Origin of the sequence: Streptomyces sp. NPDC059534 (assembly GCF_042743475.1) — a bacterium.
Lineage (GTDB): Bacteria > Actinomycetota > Actinomycetes > Streptomycetales > Streptomycetaceae > Streptomyces.
On sequence record NZ_JBHWAQ010000002.1, the window covers coordinates 370,199 to 387,826 of the forward strand.

The 17,628-nt window shown below is 72.7% G+C and carries 14 protein-coding genes; 5 read left to right on the forward strand and 9 right to left on the reverse strand.

The features are described from left to right. Window positions 1-184 precede the first annotated feature (184 nt). From ACFVZH_RS03985 to ACFVZH_RS04000, 4 genes are all read right to left on the reverse strand, one after another. Entirely contained in the window at window positions 185-1,834 is a 1,650-nt protein-coding gene (locus ACFVZH_RS03985; RefSeq protein ID WP_384892737.1) for an alkaline phosphatase D family protein, read from the reverse strand. A gap of 142 nt (window positions 1,835-1,976) precedes the next feature. Continuing rightward, window positions 1,977-2,792, reverse strand: a complete 816-nt coding sequence (locus ACFVZH_RS03990) for a DsbA family protein (protein ID WP_384892740.1) — start codon at window positions 2,790-2,792, stop codon at window positions 1,977-1,979. 52 nt (window positions 2,793-2,844) lie between these two features. Continuing rightward, on the reverse strand, window positions 2,845-3,531 hold the full coding sequence (locus ACFVZH_RS03995) for a hypothetical protein (RefSeq protein WP_384892743.1): 687 nt from the start codon (window positions 3,529-3,531) through the stop codon (window positions 2,845-2,847). 86 nt (window positions 3,532-3,617) lie between these two features. Next, window positions 3,618-4,967 carry a DUF2252 domain-containing protein gene (locus tag ACFVZH_RS04000; RefSeq protein WP_384892746.1) on the reverse strand — a complete coding sequence of 450 codons (1,350 nt, stop codon included), beginning with the start codon at window positions 4,965-4,967 and terminating at the stop codon, window positions 3,618-3,620. Between the two features lie 191 nt (window positions 4,968-5,158). Here ACFVZH_RS04000 and dnaE point away from each other — a divergent pair, with 191 nt between their 5' ends. Continuing rightward, window positions 5,159-8,698, forward strand: a complete 3,540-nt coding sequence (gene dnaE, locus ACFVZH_RS04005) for a DNA polymerase III subunit alpha (RefSeq protein WP_384892749.1) — start codon at window positions 5,159-5,161, stop codon at window positions 8,696-8,698. Between the two features lie 152 nt (window positions 8,699-8,850). Here the strand turns inward: dnaE and ACFVZH_RS04010 are convergent, their stop codons facing one another. Further along, window positions 8,851-9,024 (reverse strand): hypothetical protein, encoded by a 174-nt coding sequence (locus ACFVZH_RS04010; protein WP_384892752.1) that lies wholly within the window; start codon window positions 9,022-9,024, stop codon window positions 8,851-8,853. Between the two features lie 241 nt (window positions 9,025-9,265). On the opposite strand from ACFVZH_RS04010, the gene ACFVZH_RS04015 reads away from it, so the two are divergent. From ACFVZH_RS04015 to ACFVZH_RS04030, 4 genes are all read left to right on the forward strand, one after another. Next, on the forward strand, window positions 9,266-10,738 hold the full coding sequence (locus ACFVZH_RS04015) for an NYN domain-containing protein (RefSeq protein WP_384892755.1): 1,473 nt from the start codon (window positions 9,266-9,268) through the stop codon (window positions 10,736-10,738). 20 nt (window positions 10,739-10,758) lie between these two features. Next, window positions 10,759-11,730, forward strand: coding sequence for an ABC transporter ATP-binding protein (locus tag ACFVZH_RS04020; protein WP_384892937.1), 972 nt, complete (start codon window positions 10,759-10,761; stop codon window positions 11,728-11,730). Window positions 11,731-11,890: 160 nt separating this feature from the next. Then, on the forward strand, window positions 11,891-12,718 hold the full coding sequence (locus tag ACFVZH_RS04025; RefSeq protein ID WP_384892758.1) for an ABC transporter permease: 828 nt from the start codon (window positions 11,891-11,893) through the stop codon (window positions 12,716-12,718). Window positions 12,719-12,752: 34 nt separating this feature from the next. Next, window positions 12,753-13,391, forward strand: coding sequence for a DUF2567 domain-containing protein (locus ACFVZH_RS04030; protein ID WP_384892761.1), 639 nt, complete (start codon window positions 12,753-12,755; stop codon window positions 13,389-13,391). Window positions 13,392-13,474: 83 nt separating this feature from the next. On the opposite strand, the gene ybaK is transcribed toward ACFVZH_RS04030, so the two are convergent. From ybaK to ACFVZH_RS04050, 4 genes are all read right to left on the reverse strand, one after another. Beyond that, window positions 13,475-13,972 carry a Cys-tRNA(Pro) deacylase gene (gene ybaK, locus ACFVZH_RS04035; protein ID WP_384892764.1) on the reverse strand — a complete coding sequence of 166 codons (498 nt, stop codon included), beginning with the start codon at window positions 13,970-13,972 and terminating at the stop codon, window positions 13,475-13,477. Between the two features lie 39 nt (window positions 13,973-14,011). Further along, window positions 14,012-14,749, reverse strand: coding sequence for an LON peptidase substrate-binding domain-containing protein (locus ACFVZH_RS04040; RefSeq protein WP_384892767.1), 738 nt, complete (start codon window positions 14,747-14,749; stop codon window positions 14,012-14,014). Window positions 14,750-14,760: 11 nt separating this feature from the next. Beyond that, complete coding sequence (locus ACFVZH_RS04045; protein WP_384892770.1) at window positions 14,761-15,792, reverse strand: hypothetical protein; 1,032 nt, start codon at window positions 15,790-15,792, stop codon at window positions 14,761-14,763. Window positions 15,793-15,877: 85 nt separating this feature from the next. Then, window positions 15,878-17,482, reverse strand: coding sequence for an oxidoreductase (locus tag ACFVZH_RS04050; protein WP_384892773.1), 1,605 nt, complete (start codon window positions 17,480-17,482; stop codon window positions 15,878-15,880). Between the last annotated feature and the right edge of the window lie 146 nt (window positions 17,483-17,628).

A 17,628-nucleotide genomic window follows, 5' to 3' on the forward strand; every position in this document is an offset into this window, starting at 1 on the left:
ATTCGGGTCTTCGGGAAGAAAATCTTGCGCCGATTCCGGAGTTTGAGACCTCGACGTAACGGGCGGGGTGACGAGGGCGGGTGGTGTGTCCGGATTCGATCTCCGAAACTCGCCACCCGCCGTAGCGATGTGATCTCCCGTTAACAGAGGAGACCATGGCTGAAAATCGCCGTTGAGGTGTCGGCTAGCGCACCGGCTGGTACACCCGCTCGACACGCTGCGTTCCGCTCAGCGTCCGGTACGAGCGCGCCCAGGCCGTCGTGGCGGCCGGATCCGCCTTGTCGGAGACCGTGTAGTAGTCCATCTGCGAACGCTCGGCGGTCACGTCGAGCACCCCGTAGCCGTGGTGGTCCATGTCCACCCACTTCACATGGCGGTTGGCCGCCTTGACCGCGCCCGCGGCCACCACCGAGAGCGTTCCCGGGGCCACGTGCAGCATGTCGTCCAGGTTGTCCGAGGTCACCGAGGTGACGACGAACTCGGTCGCCGCCGAGGCCGACACGGGATACGTCGCGGCCTTCACCGGCACGTCGTTGGCCCACGCCATGTGGATGTCACCGGTCAGGAAGACGGTGTTCCGGATCGCCCGCGAGGTCAGGTGCGCGAGCAGCTCCCGGCGGTCGTCGGTGTAGCCGTCCCACTGGTCGACGTTGACCGCGAGCCCCTCCTTCGGCAGGCCCATCAGCTCGGCCAGCGGCTCCAGGAGGTACGCCGGCAGCGCGCCGAAGGCGACCGGCGAGATCATCACCGAGGTGCCGACCAGCTGCCAGGTCGCGTCCGAGCCGGCGAGGCCGGACTTGAGCCAGTCCAGCTGCGCGCGGCCGGTGATGCTGCGCTCCGGGTCGTCGACCGATCCGCTGCCCGCCTTCGCCGGCGCGGAGCGGAACGAGCGAAGGTCGAGCAGGTGCAGATCGGCCAGCCTGCCGAAGCGCAGCCGACGGAAGACCGTGCCCTCCGTGGACGCGCGGACCGGCATCCACTCGAAGTACGCCTGCTTGGCGGCGGCCACCCGGGCCGCCCACTCGCCCTCGGCGCCGGGGGTGTGGTTCTCGGCGCCGCCGGACCAGGCGTCGTTGGCGAACTCGTGGTCGTCCCAGATGGCGACCACCGGGTGGGCCGCGTGCAGCGCCTGGAGGTCGGGGTCCGTCTTGTACTTCCCGTGCCGGGTGCGGTAGTCGGCCAGCGAGACGATCTCGTGGCGCGGCTCGTGCTGCCGGACGACGTACTTGGCCTCCGGATAGGCGCCGCTGGCGTACTCGTAGACGTAGTCGCCGAGATGGAGGACCGCGTCCAGGTCGGCGCGCCCGGCGAGGTGGCGGTAGGCGGAGAAGTGGCCGGACTCCCAGTTCGCGCAGGAGACCACGCCGAAGCGGACGCCGGGTGCGGCGGCGTCGGCGGCCGGGGCCGTGCGGGTGCGGGCGGCGGGCGAGACGGCGGCGCCCGCGGTGAAGCGGAACCAGTAGGCGGTGGCCGGGCGCAGGCCCCGGACGTCGGCCTTGACGGTGTGGTCGGACGAGGCGCTCGCCGTGGTCGTACCGGAGGCGACGACCCGGCCGAAGCCGCGGTCCTCGGCGAGCTCCCAGCCGACCTGGACGTCCGGGCCGAGGCCCGATCCGGGCACGGCCTCGGGGGTGGGGGTGACGCGCGTCCAGAGCAGGACGCCGTCGGGCAGCGGGTCGCCGGAGGCGAGACCGTGGAGGAATGCGGGCGCCCCGGTGTCGGCGAGGGCCGGGGAGGCCGCGCCGAGCAGGGCGGGCGCCGCGACGGCGGTGACGGCGGCGGCCTTGACGACCGTGCGGCGGGTGGGGGCAGGAGATATGAAACGACTGGTCACGGCCAGTCAGATTACTGACGAGTACGGCCGTTGGGCAGGCGAATTCCGGAAGTTCGCCGACTCGTCGCCCCCTGGTCGCCCCCGCCCCCCGGCCGACGGGCCGGGGGGCGGGGGCGAAGAGCGCGGGAGAAGGGCGCGGGCGTCAGCCCTTGAGGGCCGCGGTGATCGCCGTGCCGAACTCGGCCGCCGTCATCGGCGGGCTGTCCGTGCCCGCCGTCGTGACCGGCTTGCCGTCCATCTTCAGGGTGGGGGTGCCCGTCACCCCGCTCGCGTCGAAGGCCGCGGACATCTTCATCGCCCAGGCGTCGAAGGTGCCGTCCTCCACGTTCTTCTTGAACTCGGCGTTGTTCTTCAGCGCCGGCACCGAGTCCGCCACCTCCAGGAGGTAGGAGTCCTTGGCGAACTTGTCGTCGCTCTCCTCCGGGTGGAACTGCTTCGAGTACAGCGCCGACTTGTACGTCAGGAAGGCGTCGGGGCTCACGTTCAGGGCCGCGCCCAGCGCCGACAGGGCGTTCTTCGAGCCCTCGCCCGGGATGCCGTCGTCGATGAAGGTGGCGCCGACGTACTTGATCTTGTACTTGCCGGCCTCGACGTCCTTCTCGACCGTGGAGCCCACGGACTGCTCGAAGGTCGCGCACACCGGGCAGCGCGAGTCCTCGTACAGCTCCAGGGTCTTCTTCGCGGACGACTTGCCGATGACGACCGTCGTGCCGTTCGCGCCCGAGGTGTTCTTCGGGGCCGTCACGGTCTTCGCGTCCGCCGCCGCCTCCCAGTGGGACGGCTTGTTGGACTGCACCACCGCGTAGCCGATGCCGCCGGCGGCGGCCAGGACGGCCACGGCCGAGACGCCGACGACGACCTGCCGGCGGACGCGGTCCTTCTTCGCCTGGCGTTCGCGCTCGACGCGCAGCCGCTCGCGGGCGGCGGCCTTGTTGGACTGGGTGTTGCGTGCACTCATGATCGTGATCTCCGTGAAAGAGGGAAAGGCAGGGGGGAACCGCGGGACGCGCTCAGACGAGGGCGAAACCCGGGTTCGGCGGTCCCCGCCGCCCCACGGAGTGCACGAGCAGCCTGGTACGGGAGAGCCGCGGCCGTCCCGCCGGCCGGCCGGTGCGCAGCGGCGCCGGTCCGGCCGTGCGGAAGAAGGCCGCCACCAGGAGCAGCGGACGGAACGCGAACGCCTCCACCGCGCCGGCCAGCCGGGCCAGCGCCCGCTCGCCGCCGCGCAGCCAGCACGCCGCCGAGAGCCCCACGCCCACGTGGGCCAGGAGCAGCAGCCACGGCAGCGCCGGGTCGGGGGAGGCGAGCAGGGCGGCCGCGCCCCCGCCCTCGGGGCCCACCACACCGGGCAGCGGGGTCCCCACGGCGCCGCCGCAGAAGACCTCCACGCCCACCGCGCGCAGCGAACCGGCGACCGGGCCGCCGGCGGGGCCGTAGCAGACCGCCTGGCCGCTGGTGAAGAGCGTGTCGGCCGCCAGCTCCAGCGGGACCAGGAGCCCGGCGATCGGGCCGAGCCCCCGCTCGCGGCCGGCCAGCGCGTACGCCACGGCGAAGACGCCGGCCGCGACGGGGGCGACCGTCCCCAGCGGCAGCGGCACGCCCGAGAGCAGCACGTGGGACGCCACGGACAGCGTCACGACCAGGGTCGTGAAGAACGCCGCCCGCAGCGTCCTCAGCTGCGTCCCTGCCATGTCCATCGTCGTGGAGTGTGCCACGGGTGCCCGTAAGAGGTCCTTAAAGGCAGTCTGTGGACCGCCCCGCCGGCCCCTCGTGGCACTCCTTCCTACAGGCCCGGGATCCGGCCGTTGCGGAAGAGGTCCACGAAGATCTGGTGGTCGGCCCGCGCACGCGCCCCGTAGGAGTGCGCGAAGTCCACCAGGAGGTCGGCGAAGCCCTCCTCGTCGGCGGCGATCGCCGCGTCGATGGCCCGCTCCGTCGAGAACGGGACCAGGGAGTGGCCGCTGGAGTCGTCCGCCGCCGCGTGCATGGTCGCCGTCGCCCGGCCCAGATCGGCGACGGTCGCCGCGATCTCCTCCGGGTCGTCGATGTCCGACCAGTCCAGGTCCACCGCGTACGGCGAGACCTCGGCCACCAGCTGCCCGGCGCCGTCCAGCTCCGTCCAGCCCAGCCACGGGTCCGCGTGCGCCTGGAGCGCCCGCTGCGAGATCACCGTGCGGTGGCCCTCGTGCCGGAAGTACCCGCGCACCGCCGCGTCCGTGACGTGCCGCGAGACCGCCGGGGTCTGCGCCTGCTTGAGGTAGATCACGACGTCGTTCTCCAGGGCGTCGCTGTTGCCCTCCAGGAGGACGTTGTACGAGGGGAGGCCGGCCGAGCCGATGCCGACCCCGCGCCGTCCGACGACGTCCTTGACCCGGTAGGAGTCGGGGCGGGCCAGGCTGGACTCCGGGAGCGTCTCCAGGTAGCCGTCGAAGGCCGCCAGGACCTTGTACCGGGTGGCCGCGTCCAGCTCGATCGTGCCGCTGCCCGCCGAGAAGCGGCGCTCGTACTCGCGGATCTCGGTCATCGAGTCGAGCAGCCCGAAACGGGTCCGCGCCCGCGCCTCGCGCAGGGCGCCCAGCAGCGCCCCGTCGGCCGTCTCCAGGGTGAAGGAGGGGACCTCGTCGCCCTTGGCGCCGACCGCGAGGGCGTGGATGCGCTCCCGGTAGGCGGCGGCGTAGATCCGGACCAGCTCGGTGATCTGTTCGTCGCTGAGGGCCTTGGTGTAACCGATCAGGGCGAGGGAGGCGGCGAGCCGCTTCAGGTCCCAGGTGAAGGGGCCGACGTACGCCTCGTCGAAGTCGTTGACGTTGAAGATCAGCCGGCCGTTGGAGTCCATGTACGTGCCGAAGTTCTCGGCGTGCAGGTCGCCGTGGATCCAGACCCGGCCGGTGCGCTCGTCCAGGTAGGGGCCGCTCTGTATGTTCCCCTCCTCCCGCCCGGCGTCCTCCCGCTCCAGGTCCGCGTAGAACAGGCAGGCGGTGCCCCGGTAGAACGCGAAGGCGGAGCCGGCCATCTTCCGGAACTTGACGCGGAAGGCCGCGGGGTCGGCGGCGAGGAGCTCGCCGAAGGCGGTGTCGAAGACGGCGAGGATGTGCTCACCGCGCTCGGCTGCGGTGGGCTGGGGGACCGACATTCGAGGTGCCTCCTGGTACCGGACGTGCTGCAAGACTGTTCATGACAATTGGGACAGGCGTTCCAAGCCTCTCAACGCGCGACCCTAGCCCCGAGTGCCCGTCGTCTGTCAGTCGGCCGACGTAGACTTCCACGCTGTCCCCCCAGACTGTCCGCAGCCTGTCGCTCAGTGTTTTCCGGAGGCATCCCGCCGTGACCAAGCCGCCCTTCACGCACCTCCACGTCCACACCCAGTACTCGCTGCTGGACGGTGCCGCGCGGCTGAAGGACATGTTCGACGCGTGCAACGAGATGGGCATGACCCATATCGCCATGTCCGACCACGGCAACCTGCACGGCGCCTACGACTTCTTCCACACGGCCAAGAAGGCCGGGGTGACGCCGATCATCGGCATCGAGGCGTACGTGGCCCCCGAGTCCCGGCGCAACAAGCGGAAGATCCAGTGGGGTCAGCCGCACCAGAAGCGCGACGACGTCTCCGGCTCCGGCGGTTACACCCACAAGACGATCTGGGCGGCGAACGCCACCGGGCTGCACAACCTCTTCAAGCTCTCCTCCGACGCCTACGCGGAGGGCTGGCTGCAGAAGTGGCCCCGGATGGACAAGGAGACCATCTCCCAGTGGTCGGAGGGGCTCATCGCCTCCACCGGCTGCCCCTCCGGCGAGCTGCAGACCCGTCTCCGCCTCGGCCAGTTCGACGAGGCCCTGAAGTCGGCCTCCGAGTACCAGGACATCTTCGGCAAGGAGCGGTACTTCCTGGAGCTCATGGACCACGGCATCGAGATCGAGCGCCGGGTCCGCGACGGACTCCTGGAGATCGGCAAGAAGCTCGGCATCCCGCCGCTGGTCACCAACGACTCGCACTACACGTACGCGCACGAGGCCGGCGCCCACGACGCCCTGCTCTGCATCCAGACCGGCAAGAACCTCTCGGACCCGGACCGCTTCCGCTTCGACGGCACCGGCTACTACCTGAAGACCACGGACGAGATGTACGCCGTGGACTCCTCCGACGCCTGGCAGGAGGGCTGCCGCAACACCCTCCTGGTCGCCGAGCAGGTCTCCACCGACGGCATGTTCGTCGAGAAGAACCTCATGCCGAAGTTCGACATCCCGGAGGGCTACACCGAGGTCAGCTGGTTCCGCGAGGAGACCATGCGCGGCATGGCCCGCCGCTTCCCCGGAGGCATCCCGGACGACCGCATGAAGCAGGTCGAGTACGAGATGGACACCATCATCTCGATGGGCTTCCCGGGCTACTTCCTCGTCGTCGCCGACTTCATCATGTGGGCGAAGAAGCAGGGCATCGCCGTCGGCCCCGGCCGAGGCTCCGCGGCCGGCTCGATCGTCGCGTACGCCATGGGCATCACCGACCTCGACCCGATCCCGCACGGTCTGATCTTCGAGCGCTTCCTCAACCCCGAGCGCATCTCCATGCCCGATGTCGACATCGACTTCGACGAGCGCAGGCGCGTCGAGGTGATCCGGTACGTGACCGAGAAGTACGGCTCGGACAAGGTCGCCATGATCGGCACGTACGGCAAGATCAAGGCCAAGAACGCCATCAAGGACTCCGCGCGCGTCCTCGGCTACCCGTACGCCATGGGCGACCGGCTCACCAAGGCCATGCCCGCCGACGTCCTCGGCAAGGGCATCGACCTCAACGGCATCACCGACCCCTCGCACCCGCGGTACAGCGAGGCCGGCGAGATCCGGGCGATGTACGAGAACGAGCCGGACGTGAAGAAGGTCATCGACACCGCCCGGGGCGTCGAGGGCCTGGTCCGCCAGATGGGCGTGCACGCCGCCGGCGTCATCATGTCCAGCGAGCCGATCGTCGACCACGCCCCGATCTGGGTGCGCCACACCGACGGCGTCACCATCACGCAGTGGGACTACCCGCAGTGCGAGTCGCTCGGCCTGCTGAAGATGGACTTCCTCGGCCTGCGCAACCTGACGATCATGGACGACGCCGTCAAGATGGTGAAGTCCAACAAGGGGATCGACATCGATCTCCTCGCCCTGCCGCTGGACGACCCGAAGACCTTCGAACTGCTCCAGCGCGGTGACACCCTCGGCGTCTTCCAGTTCGACGGCGGACCCATGCGGTCCCTGCTGCGGCTGATGAAGCCCGACAACTTCGAAGACATCTCCGCCGTGTCCGCCCTGTACCGGCCGGGCCCGATGGGCATGAACTCGCACACGAACTACGCCCTGCGCAAGAACGCGCAGCAGGAGATCACCCCGATCCACCCCGAGCTGGAGAAGCCGCTCGAAGAGGTGCTCGCGGTCACCTACGGCCTCATCGTGTACCAGGAGCAGGTGCAGAAGGCCGCCCAGATCATCGCCGGCTACTCGCTCGGCGAGGCCGACATCCTCCGCCGTGTGATGGGCAAGAAGAAGCCCGACGAGCTGGCGAAGAACTTCGTCATCTTCGAGGCCGGAGCCAAGAGCAAGGGCTTCAGCGACGAGGCCATCAAGGCCCTCTGGGACGTCCTGGTCCCCTTCGCCGGCTACGCCTTCAACAAGGCCCACTCGGCCGCGTACGGCCTGGTCTCCTACTGGACCGCTTACCTCAAGGCCAACCACCCGGCCGAGTACATGGCCGGACTGCTCACCTCGGTCAAGGACGACAAGGACAAGTCCGCGGTCTACCTGAACGAGTGCCGCCGTATGGGCATCAAGGTGCTGCCGCCCAACGTGAACGAGTCCGAGTCGAACTTCGCCGCCCAGGGCGACGACGTGATCCTCTTCGGCCTCTCCGCCGTCCGCAACGTCGGCACCAACGTCGTCGAGTCGATCATCAAGTCGCGCAAGGCCAAGGGGAAGTACTCGTCCTTCCCGGACTTCCTCGACAAGGTCGAGGCCGTCGTCTGCAACAAGCGGACCGTCGAGTCGCTGATCAAGGCCGGCGCCTTCGACGAGATGGGCCACACCCGCAAGGGCCTGGTCGCCCACCACGAACCCATGATCGACAACGTGGTGGCGGTCAAGCGCAAGGAGGCCGAGGGACAGTTCGACCTGTTCGGCGGCATGGGCGACGAGACGAGCGACGAGCCCGGCTTCGGCCTCGACGTGGAGTTCTCCGACGTCGAGTGGGAGAAGTCGTACCTGCTCGCCCAGGAGCGCGAGATGCTCGGCCTCTACGTCTCCGACCACCCGCTCTTCGGCATCGAGCACGTGCTGTCCGACAAGACCGACGCGGCGATCTCCCAGCTCACCGGCGGCGAGCACGGCGACGGCGCGGTCGTCACCATCGGCGGCATCATCTCGGGCCTCCAGCGCAAGATGACCAAGCAGGGCAACGCCTGGGCGATCGCCACCGTCGAGGACCTCGCCGGCTCCATCGAGTGCATGTTCTTCCCGGCCACCTACCAGCTGGTCTCCACCCAGCTCGTCGAGGACACGGTCGTCTTCGTCAAGGGACGCCTCGACAAGCGCGAGGACATCCCCCGCCTCGTCGCCATGGAGCTGATGGTCCCCGACCTGTCGAACGCCGGGACCAACGCACCGGTGATCCTCACCATCCCGACGGTGAAGGTGACCCCGCCGATGGTCACCCGGCTCGGCGAGATCCTCAAGCACCACAAGGGCAACACCGAGGTGCGGATCAAGCTCCAGGGCCCCCGGACCACGACCGTGCTCCGGCTCGACCGGCACCGGGTCCAGGCCGACCCGGCGCTCTTCGGCGACCTGAAGGTGCTGCTCGGCCCGTCCTGCCTGGCCGGCTGACCTCCGGGCACCGGCCCGTCCTGCCCGGCCCGGCCGGCCTCCGGACACCGGCCCGGCCCGCCTCGGGACACCAGCCCGGGCGGCCGACCGCCGTACCCACGCGCAAGGGGCGCGCCCGTCGTCACGGGCGCGCCCCTTTGCCGTGGGTCGCGTCAGTTGTGGCCGAAGCGCTTCTGACGGCCCTTGCGCGCCATGTCACCCGGTGTGACCTGGGTGGCGCGCTGCTCGGCCTGGGATTCGAGTGCCGACTGCTGCGCCTGCTGGGCGCCGCGCTCGGCGGGCGACTGCTGCTTCTGACTGCGGTTCTGGTTGCGGTTCTTGGCCATGGGGATGCCTCCTCCAAGGGTCCTAGGGGCCAGTGCCGCTGTCAGACTCACATACGGCATGAACCGCCGCATGTTGGATCATTACAGAGCGTAAGGGGTGAGCGGACGTGATATTCGCCACGCCGATGATCCAGTTCCGGCCGTCAAGCTCCCGGCGGTCGGGCAGACTCGAAGGAAACCCGGAGCACCCTTCCGATCCCGTCCCACACCGAGCCCGACCCCCGAGGCTCTCTGAAAGAGGGTGGAACACGTGGACCGCTGCGTCGTCCTGGTGGACGCCGGCTACCTCCTGGGCGCCGCCGCCAGTCTCCTCGCCGGGGAACCGGCCCGCTCCCGGATCACCGTCGACCACGCCGCGCTCATCCGGCAGCTGCGCGAGCGCGCCGAGACCGAGACCGCGCTGCCCCTGCTGCGGATCTACTGGTTCGACGGCGCACCCGACCGGGTGCCCCAGCCCGAGCACCGCAGACTGCGCGTGATGCCCCGGGTCACCGTCCGGCTCGGCGCCCTGACCAGGAGCGACGGGCGCTGGGCGCAGAAGGGCGTCGACGCGGCCATGCACACCGAGCTGACCGAGCTCGCGAGGAACCGGGCCTGCTCCGACATCGTGCTCGTCACCGGCGACGGCGACCTGCTGCCCGGCCTCATGTCGGCCAAGGAGCACGGCGTCGCCGTCCACCTCTGGGCCGTCCAGGCCGCCGACGGCGACTACAACCAGTCCGAGGACCTCGTCGCCGAGGCCGACGAGCGGCGGGTCCTCGACCGGGCCTGGATCACCCGGGCCGTCCGCGCCAAGGACCTCAGCGGACTCTGCGCGCCCCCGCCCGCCCCGCGCCCCGAGATCGCGGCGATCCTTTCCGCGCCCCTGCCCGAGGCCGCCCTCGCCGCCTCGGCCGAACGGGCGGCGGAGGCCGCCGCGGCCGCGCGGAACGGCGTGCCCGTCCCCGTCGACGGGTCCGGCGCCGCGGCCGACGGCAGCCACGGGCACGGCCCCGACGGCCTCGTCCACGGCAACGGCAGCGGTCTCGCCCACGGAAACGGCCACGTCCGCGACGGCGAGCGCGTCCACGGCAACGGCCATCTGCGGGACGACGGCCACCTGCGCGACGACGCGCACCTGCGGGACGACGGCCGGCTCCGGACCGACGGGCACCTCGACGGCGCCGGTCTCTCCGCCCCGGCCCCCGGCAGGGGAGTCCCCACCCCCAAGGACCTGGCGGGCCTGCGGGGCCCCGGCGCCCCGGCGTCACCCGCCGCCGTCCCGCAGGGCGCGAGCGCCCTGCGCTGGTCCTCCGAGCGGGGCTGGGTCGAGCGCCCCGCGCCCTCCCTCGGCGAGCCGGCCGAGACCGCCTCGCTGCCCACCCTCGCCACTCTCACCAGCGCCGAGCAGCGCTGGGCCGACCGCGAGGAGGACATCACCACCGTCGGCGGCGACCCGTTCGAGGTCGGGCAGGTGTTCGCCCGCCGTTGGATGGAACGGCTCCCGGAGCAGAGCCACGTACAGAAGCTGTCCACCCTCTACCCCCGCATCCCGCACCGCATCGACGGCGAACTCCTCCGCTACGCCGCCCGTTTCGGCCTGCTGGCCCACAAGGACGACCAGATCGACGAGCACGACCGGTACGCGATCCGGGCGGGGTTCTGGCGGGAGATCGACGTCCGGGCGGCCGCCGAACACGCCCCCGCGCCCGGAGCGGGCCCGGCGACCCCGTAGGCTCTTCCCCCGTGAGTACGGTGTGCGTGGTGCGGGATCTGGTCAAGACGTACCCCGCCACGCGCGGCAGGCGCGGTGCGCCCGCGACACCCGAGGTGCGGGCCACCGACGGGATCAGTCTCGACGTGCGCGGCGGCGAGATCTTCGGCCTGCTCGGCCCCAACGGCGCCGGCAAGTCCACCCTCGTCCGCCAGCTCACCGGGCTCATGCGCCCCGACTCCGGCACCGTCGAGCTCCTCGGCCACGACCTGGTCCGCCACCCCGAGCGAGCGGCCCGGCTCCTCGCCCACCTCGGCCAGGAGTCCACCGCCCTCGACGAGCTGACCGTCTCCCTCGCCGCCGAGACCACCGGACGGCTGCGCGGCCTCACCGCCCACGACGCGCGCGCCGAGCGCGACGCCGTCCTGGCCGAGCTCGGCCTCACCGCGCTCGCCGCCCGGCCCCTGAAGAAGCTCTCCGGCGGACAGCGGCGGCTCGCCTGCGTCGCCGCCGCGCTCGTCGGCCGGCGGCCCGTCCTCGTCCTCGACGAACCCACCACCGGCATGGACCCCGTCGCACGGCGGGCCGTCTGGGCCGCCGTCGACCGCCGCCGCGCCGAGCACGGCACGACCGTGCTGCTCGTCACCCACAACGTCATCGAGGCCGAGACCGTGCTCGACCGGGTCGCCGTCCTCGACCGCGGCCGGGTCATCGCCTGCGACACCCCCACCGGGCTCAAGGAGCGCGTCGCGGGGGAGGTCCGCGTCGAGCTGGTGTGGCGGGAGTCCGCCCCCCTCCATCTGCCCGAGGTCGCCGCGCTGCGCGGGCTCGCCCAGGAGACGGGACGCCGCTGGAACCTCCGGCTCGCCCCCGACGCCGCCCGCGCGGCCGTCGCCACCGTCACCGGCGGGGCCGCCTTCGCCGCGCTGGACGACTTCACCCTGGCCACGCCCAGCCTGGAGGACGTGTACCTCGCGCTGGGCGGCGCGACCGAGGGACTGGTGAAGGCGTGACCCGCCCCCGGCCCCGCGACCGAGGGACTGGTGCAGGCATGACCCGCCCCTGCCCCCGGCCCCGCGACCGAGGTGCCACCGGAGGCGTGACCCGTCCCCGGACGTCCCCCGACCCCCGTGGTCCCCGCGTTCCGTACGTGACCGTCAGGAGCTGTACGCAGTGAGCACCGTGCCCGCCGAGGCCCTGCCGACCGTCGCGCCGAACGCCCGGCCCCGCGGCGACGAGGACACCGCCGCGCCCCTCGCCCCCCGCGCCCGGCTGCTGCCCTCCCTGGCCGCCGTCTACCGCGCCCAGCTCTCCCGGGCCCGGGTCGCCCGCATCCCGCTGCTCTTCGTCGCGACCTTCCAGTCGATCGGGATCATGATCCTGATGCGCGGGGTCGTCGACGGCGGCTCCGAGGCGCAGGCCGTCGTGGCCGGCTCCACCGTCCTGGTCGTCGCCTTCGTCGCGCTCAACCTGCTCGCCCAGTACTTCGGGCAGCTGCGGGCCGGCGGCGGCCTCGACCACTACGCCACCCTGCCGGTGCCGCCCGCCGCGGTCGTCCTCGGCGCGGCCGGGGCGTACGCCTCCTTCACCGTGCCGGGGACCGCCGTCACCGCCGTCGCCGGCTCCCTGCTCTTCGGTCTTCCGCTCGGCCACCTGTGGATCCTCGCCGCCGTCGTCCCGCTCTCCGGGGCGGCGCTCGCCGGCCTCGGCGCGGCCCTGGGGCTCCTCGCGCCCCGGCCGGAGCTGGCCACCCTCCTCGGCCAGCTCGGCATGTCCGCGGCGCTGCTCCTCGGGGTCCTCCCGGCGGAGCGGCTGCCCGGACCGGTCGGCTGGGCCCGGGACCTGCTGCCGTCGACGTACGGTGTGGAGGCACTGGCCCGGACCTTCGACCCGCACCCGGACTGGGCGATCGTCGCGCTCGACCTCGCCGTGTGCGGGGCCGTCGGCGTCCTCTCCCTCGCGGTCGCCACCTGGGCGTACCGGCGGGCCGCCGTCCGCTGAGGCGGGCCACAGGCACACCTGGCACGATGGCGGGGTGACCGCACCTCTGACTCCGCCCCACCAGCCGCCGCACGATCCCGACTGGCCCCCGCCGCCTCCGCCGCTGTCGGGGCCGGCCGGCGACCCGATCACGGCGGCCGAGGTCGGGCAGGGCGCCGTGGTGACCCTCGTCTCGGCGGTCGCGGGCGCGCTGCTCGGAGTCCTGTGGCTGACGCTGGCCCCGCGCATCCTGCTGATCTCGGACGGCAAGGGGGTCTACCTCCGCGACTCCGAGGGGGAGTCGGCGATCGGCGCCGACGGCACCTTCGTCCTCCTCGCCCTGGCCTTCGGCGCGGTCGCCGCGCTCGTGGTCTTCCTGCTGCGCCGCAAGGGCGGGATCCCGCTGGTGCTCGGTCTCGCCGCGGGCGGAGTCCTGGGCTCGCTCCTCGCCTGGGGCATCGGCACCCACTTCGGTCCCACGGCCGACGTCGTCGCGCACGCCAAGGCGGTCGGCCCCAACGTCACCTTCGAGGCGCCGCTCGAACTGAACCTCGGCGCCGCCGCGATGCTGGCCTGGCCGCTCGCGGCGATGATCGTGCACCTCGCGCTCACGGCCGTCTTCGGCCCCCGCGACCCGGAACCGGAGCCGTGGGACCAGCCGAAGCCGTACACCGCGGGCCCCACCCCGAGCTGACGCGGGCCGCCCCGGCCGCGCTCCGGCCGGGGCGAGGACCGCTCAAGGTCGGGCGAGCCGGCCGGGGCGGAGGCCGCAGGGCGTCACGCGCGGCCGATCGGGGCGACGACCGCCGAGGTGAGGGCCGCCAGGTCGGCGGGGGAGAGCTCCACCTCGAGGCCGCGGCGGCCCGCCGAGATGCAGACGGTCGCGTGGTCCGAGGCCGAGGCGTCGAGCACCGTACGGAGACGCTTGCGCTGGCCCAGCGGGGAGATGCCGCCCCGGACGTAGCCCGTGGTGCGTTCGGCGGCCGCGGGGTCCGCCATCGCCGCGCGCTTGCCGCCGACCGCCGAGGCCAGCGCCTTCAGGTCCAGCTGGCCGGCGACCGGCACCACCGCCACCGTCAGTTCGCCGTCGACGTCCGCGACCAGTGTCTTGAAGACCCGGTCGGGGGAGACCCCGAGGGCCTCCGCCGCCTCCTCGCCGTACGACGCGGAGGCCGGGTCGTGCTCGTAGGCGTGCAGGGTGAACGGGGTGCCGGCCACCGTCAGCGCCACCGTCGCCGGGGTGCCCCCGCTGTTCTTCTTCTGCTTCTTCGCCACGCGCTCTTCCTCGGCTCGGTCCGCCCGGCTGGGGACGGCTCAGTTCGGGTACGTCGGGCCCTGCGTGAGGTCCACCGCCGGCAGCGAGGGCAGGTGCCGCAGCACCGCCGTCTCCGCGCGCAGCAGCGTCAGCTCCTCGCGCAGCCGCGTCGCCGTGTCCGGCGCCTGGAGCAGCCGCTGCTTCGACGGGGTGTCGAGCACGGCCGCCGCCGCGACCAGGTACGACACCACCGAGGGGTCGTCGGGCAGCTCGCTCGTCGTCAGCGAGCGTTCCCGCGCCCCCGCGAGCCGCTTCTGGTAGCTCCGGAAGGCCCGCAGCACCCCCTCGGAGAGCGTCCCGGCCTCCTCGCCCCGCTCCTCCGGGATCTCCTCGACCTCGGCGGTCAGGAACGGCCCGCTCGCGTCGACCGACAGCAGCTTCACCCGGGTCGTGCCGGTGACCATCACCTCGAAGCTGCCGTCGGAGCGCTCCCGGATCGACGCCGCGTCGGCGATGCAGCCGACCCGGTGGAAGGACTGGATGGGGTCGGAGCCGAAGCCCGCGGACGGGCCCTTCTCCGGCAGGGCCGTCTGGTCCGGCATGCCCGGGGCGGTCGGCGCGACCTCACGGCCGTCGCGGATGGCGACGACGGCGAAGCGGCGCGGCTCCGACTCGTCGATCGTGAGCAGCGCGCGCATCATGGCGCGATAACGCTCCTCGAAGACGTTCAGCGGCAGCACGAGGCCCGGGAACAGCACCGCGTTGAGCGGGAAGAGAGGCAGGCGAGCGGTGGTCACAGCGGCCAAGCCTAATGGCCGCCGGGCGCGCCCCGTCCGCCTCTGGTGCCCCACAGCGGCGTCCGGCGGGCCAGCTCGGCCCGGACACGGTCCCGCGCGGCCAGGAAACCGCGCAGCGGATCCTCCGTCCCGGCACCCCGCGCGACGCCCCAGGGGAAGGAGGTCGCGTGCGGGCCGATCCGCCCGAACTCCTCCCGCGCCTCGCCCCACCGCGCCCGCTCCACCAGCACGTACGCCAGCAGGTTGCGCACCTCGGCCGGCCAGGGGTCGCCCACCGGGAAGACCGCCGACAGGGCCAGGGCCCGGTCCACGGCCCGGTCGACCCGCGCCACGGGCACGGCCCGGTCCTCCACCGGCTCCATGCGCAGCCGGTCGTAGGCCGCCCGGACCGGCAGAGCCCGGACGAGCGAGTCCTCGGCGGCGTCGTCCGCGGCCTGCTCGGCGAAGTCGAAGGCGGCGCGGTGGAAGCCGTACCACTGCGCGGAGAGGTACTTGAGGGCCGCGACATGGCAGCCGTAGTGGTGCGGGGAGCGGCGCACGGCCTGCTCCCAGAGCGACTCGAAGACCTCGGGCCGGGCGTGCGCCCCGCGCGCGTGGTCCAGGGCCAGCCGCCACGGCACCGGGTCCTGCGGCGCCTCCTCCGCGACCGCGCGGATCAGCGGGCCGAGCTCGCGCAGCCGCTCGCCCCGCGCCGGCGACCTCCAGGCCCTGCGGACGGCCAGCTGCGCCGTGACGAGGAGGGCGTCGGGGTCGCGGGGCGCGACGGAGAGCCAGTGGGTCAGCCAGTCGCCCCTGCTGTACGCGAAGGTGGCGAGCCGGGTGACGTACCGGTCGCGGTCCTCCCACTCGCCGGCGTCCCGGGTGGTGGCGAGCAGCTTCGCCGCGGGTTCCGGATCGGCGAGGGCGGCGGCGACCAGGGCGGGCGCGAGCCGCTCGTCCGGGGCGTCGAGCAGCACGTCGTCGTCCGGCACGAACCCCGCGGCGAACCGCGGCGCGTGCCGAGCCGAGCGGACGGCGCCGACCAGGGCGCGGAGCAAGGACATCGTGCGACGTATTTTTCCACCGCGTCCCCTCCCCGCGCGCCCGCCTGCCCAGCCCTTTCACCCTCACCTCACCGGGCCCCCACGGTCAGCCGCGCCGCAGCAGCCTGGTCGCGCCCGCCGCCACCGTCGTCGCCAGGATCCAGCCGAGCAGGATGAGCACCGCGGCCGCCCACTGCCACAGGCCCTCGAGGCGCCAGTAGCCGTCCTGGCCGAGATTGATCACCGGAAGCAGCAGGTCCAGCGCGAACAGCGGACCGTTCCACTCGGGTGCCTCGTCCCCCTTGAGCGCCGTCGGGCGGTAGTGGGTGAAGGCCACCGTGCCCGCCGCCCACAGCACCGCCATCCACAGCGCCGCCCGGCCCGGGCGGTAGCCGTACGCCACCGTCCAGTCCTGGAGGTACCCCCACAGCTTTCCGGCGACGGGGAGCGTCTCCCGTCTGCGCCGCTGCTTGGCGAGCAGCACCTCGCGGGCGTCGGCGTCCTCGCCGCTGTTGCGCAGGACCGTCGCGAGCCGCTCGTACGGCTCGGGGGCGTACTCCGGGGTCGCCGCCGCGACCCACTCCAGGCGCCGGGCCAGCGGGAACGGCCCGTACGGCACGAGGTTCTCGTAGGCGAAGCCGCCCATCGCGAGCCCGCCGGGCCCCGGCCAGCTGGTGGACAGGTCGATCAGGGTGACGACCTTGGCGCCGTTCAGCACGACCCGGCCCTCCTCCGGCCGTTCGCCGTTGAAGCGCAGCTCCGGGGTGACGATCCGGCGCAGCGACACCTCCTCCCGGCGTGCGCCGTTCAGCACGAACCGGGCGTGGTGCAGGTCCACGGCGTCGCCGAACCGGCCGTCGTCGAGCCGGACCCCGCCGTGGCACTCCACCGGCTTGCGCCGGGCGTCCTGGACGGGCGTCACCCCGTACGGCGGCGTGGCGGTGGAGTAGCTCGTCGCGTCGTCGTACACCCAGGCCGCGTTCAGGTAGAGCGAGCGCTCCACCGTCAGCTGCGGCGCGTTGAGCGCGCGGCGGCCCTGCGCCCCGCGCAGCACGCTGCCGCGCAGGCTGAGCGAGACCCCGACCTTCGCCCCGCGCAGGCTGAGCTCCCCGTGCGTCTCGATCAGCTCGGCCTGGAGGTCCTGGGCCACCACCATGCCGTCCGCCGTGATCGCCCGGCCCCGCCGGTCGGGCCACACCTGGATCTGGTTGACGAGCAGGTCCGTGCCGATCTGGGCGTCCGTCAGCCGGATGCCGTGCCGCACCCGGCAGCGCGGCAGGTGCAGGTCGCCCTCCGTGTGGAGCCGGGCCGCCTCCAGGCGCGGCAGCGCGCACCCCACCATCCGCAGCGTCCCGAAGCGCGCCTCGGGCAGCACGACCTCGCCGTCGAAACGGCAGCCGTGCAGCTCCACGTACGGCGCTATCGTCCCGCCCGCCAGGTTCAGCACGCCGGTGATCCGCACCCCGCGGAGCTTCAGCGCGGCCACCCGCCCGGACCGGGCCGGCGGCCCGGCGAGCAGCAGCAGCGCCACCACGTCGGCGCGGACGCTCCGCTCCTCGCCCCACTCCCATTCCCGCTCCCTGAACGGGTCGTCCCGCTCCGCGCTCCCCTCCGTCAGATCGCAGGTCCTGCCGATCCGGAACGCCCGCCACACGGCCCGCTCCGGGCCCGTGAGACCGTCCGGCATCCCGTCCTCGTGCGGCTCGGTCAATGCCGCCCCCTCGCTTTCCACGATCCGCTCCCACGACTCCGCCACCGGCGGTTCGTGGATTCGTACAGCCGTTCTTCCCGCTGAGTGACGGGCTGAACGCTAACGGTCAGGTGTGGCGACAAGACGCCACTGTGGCGTGTATCAGC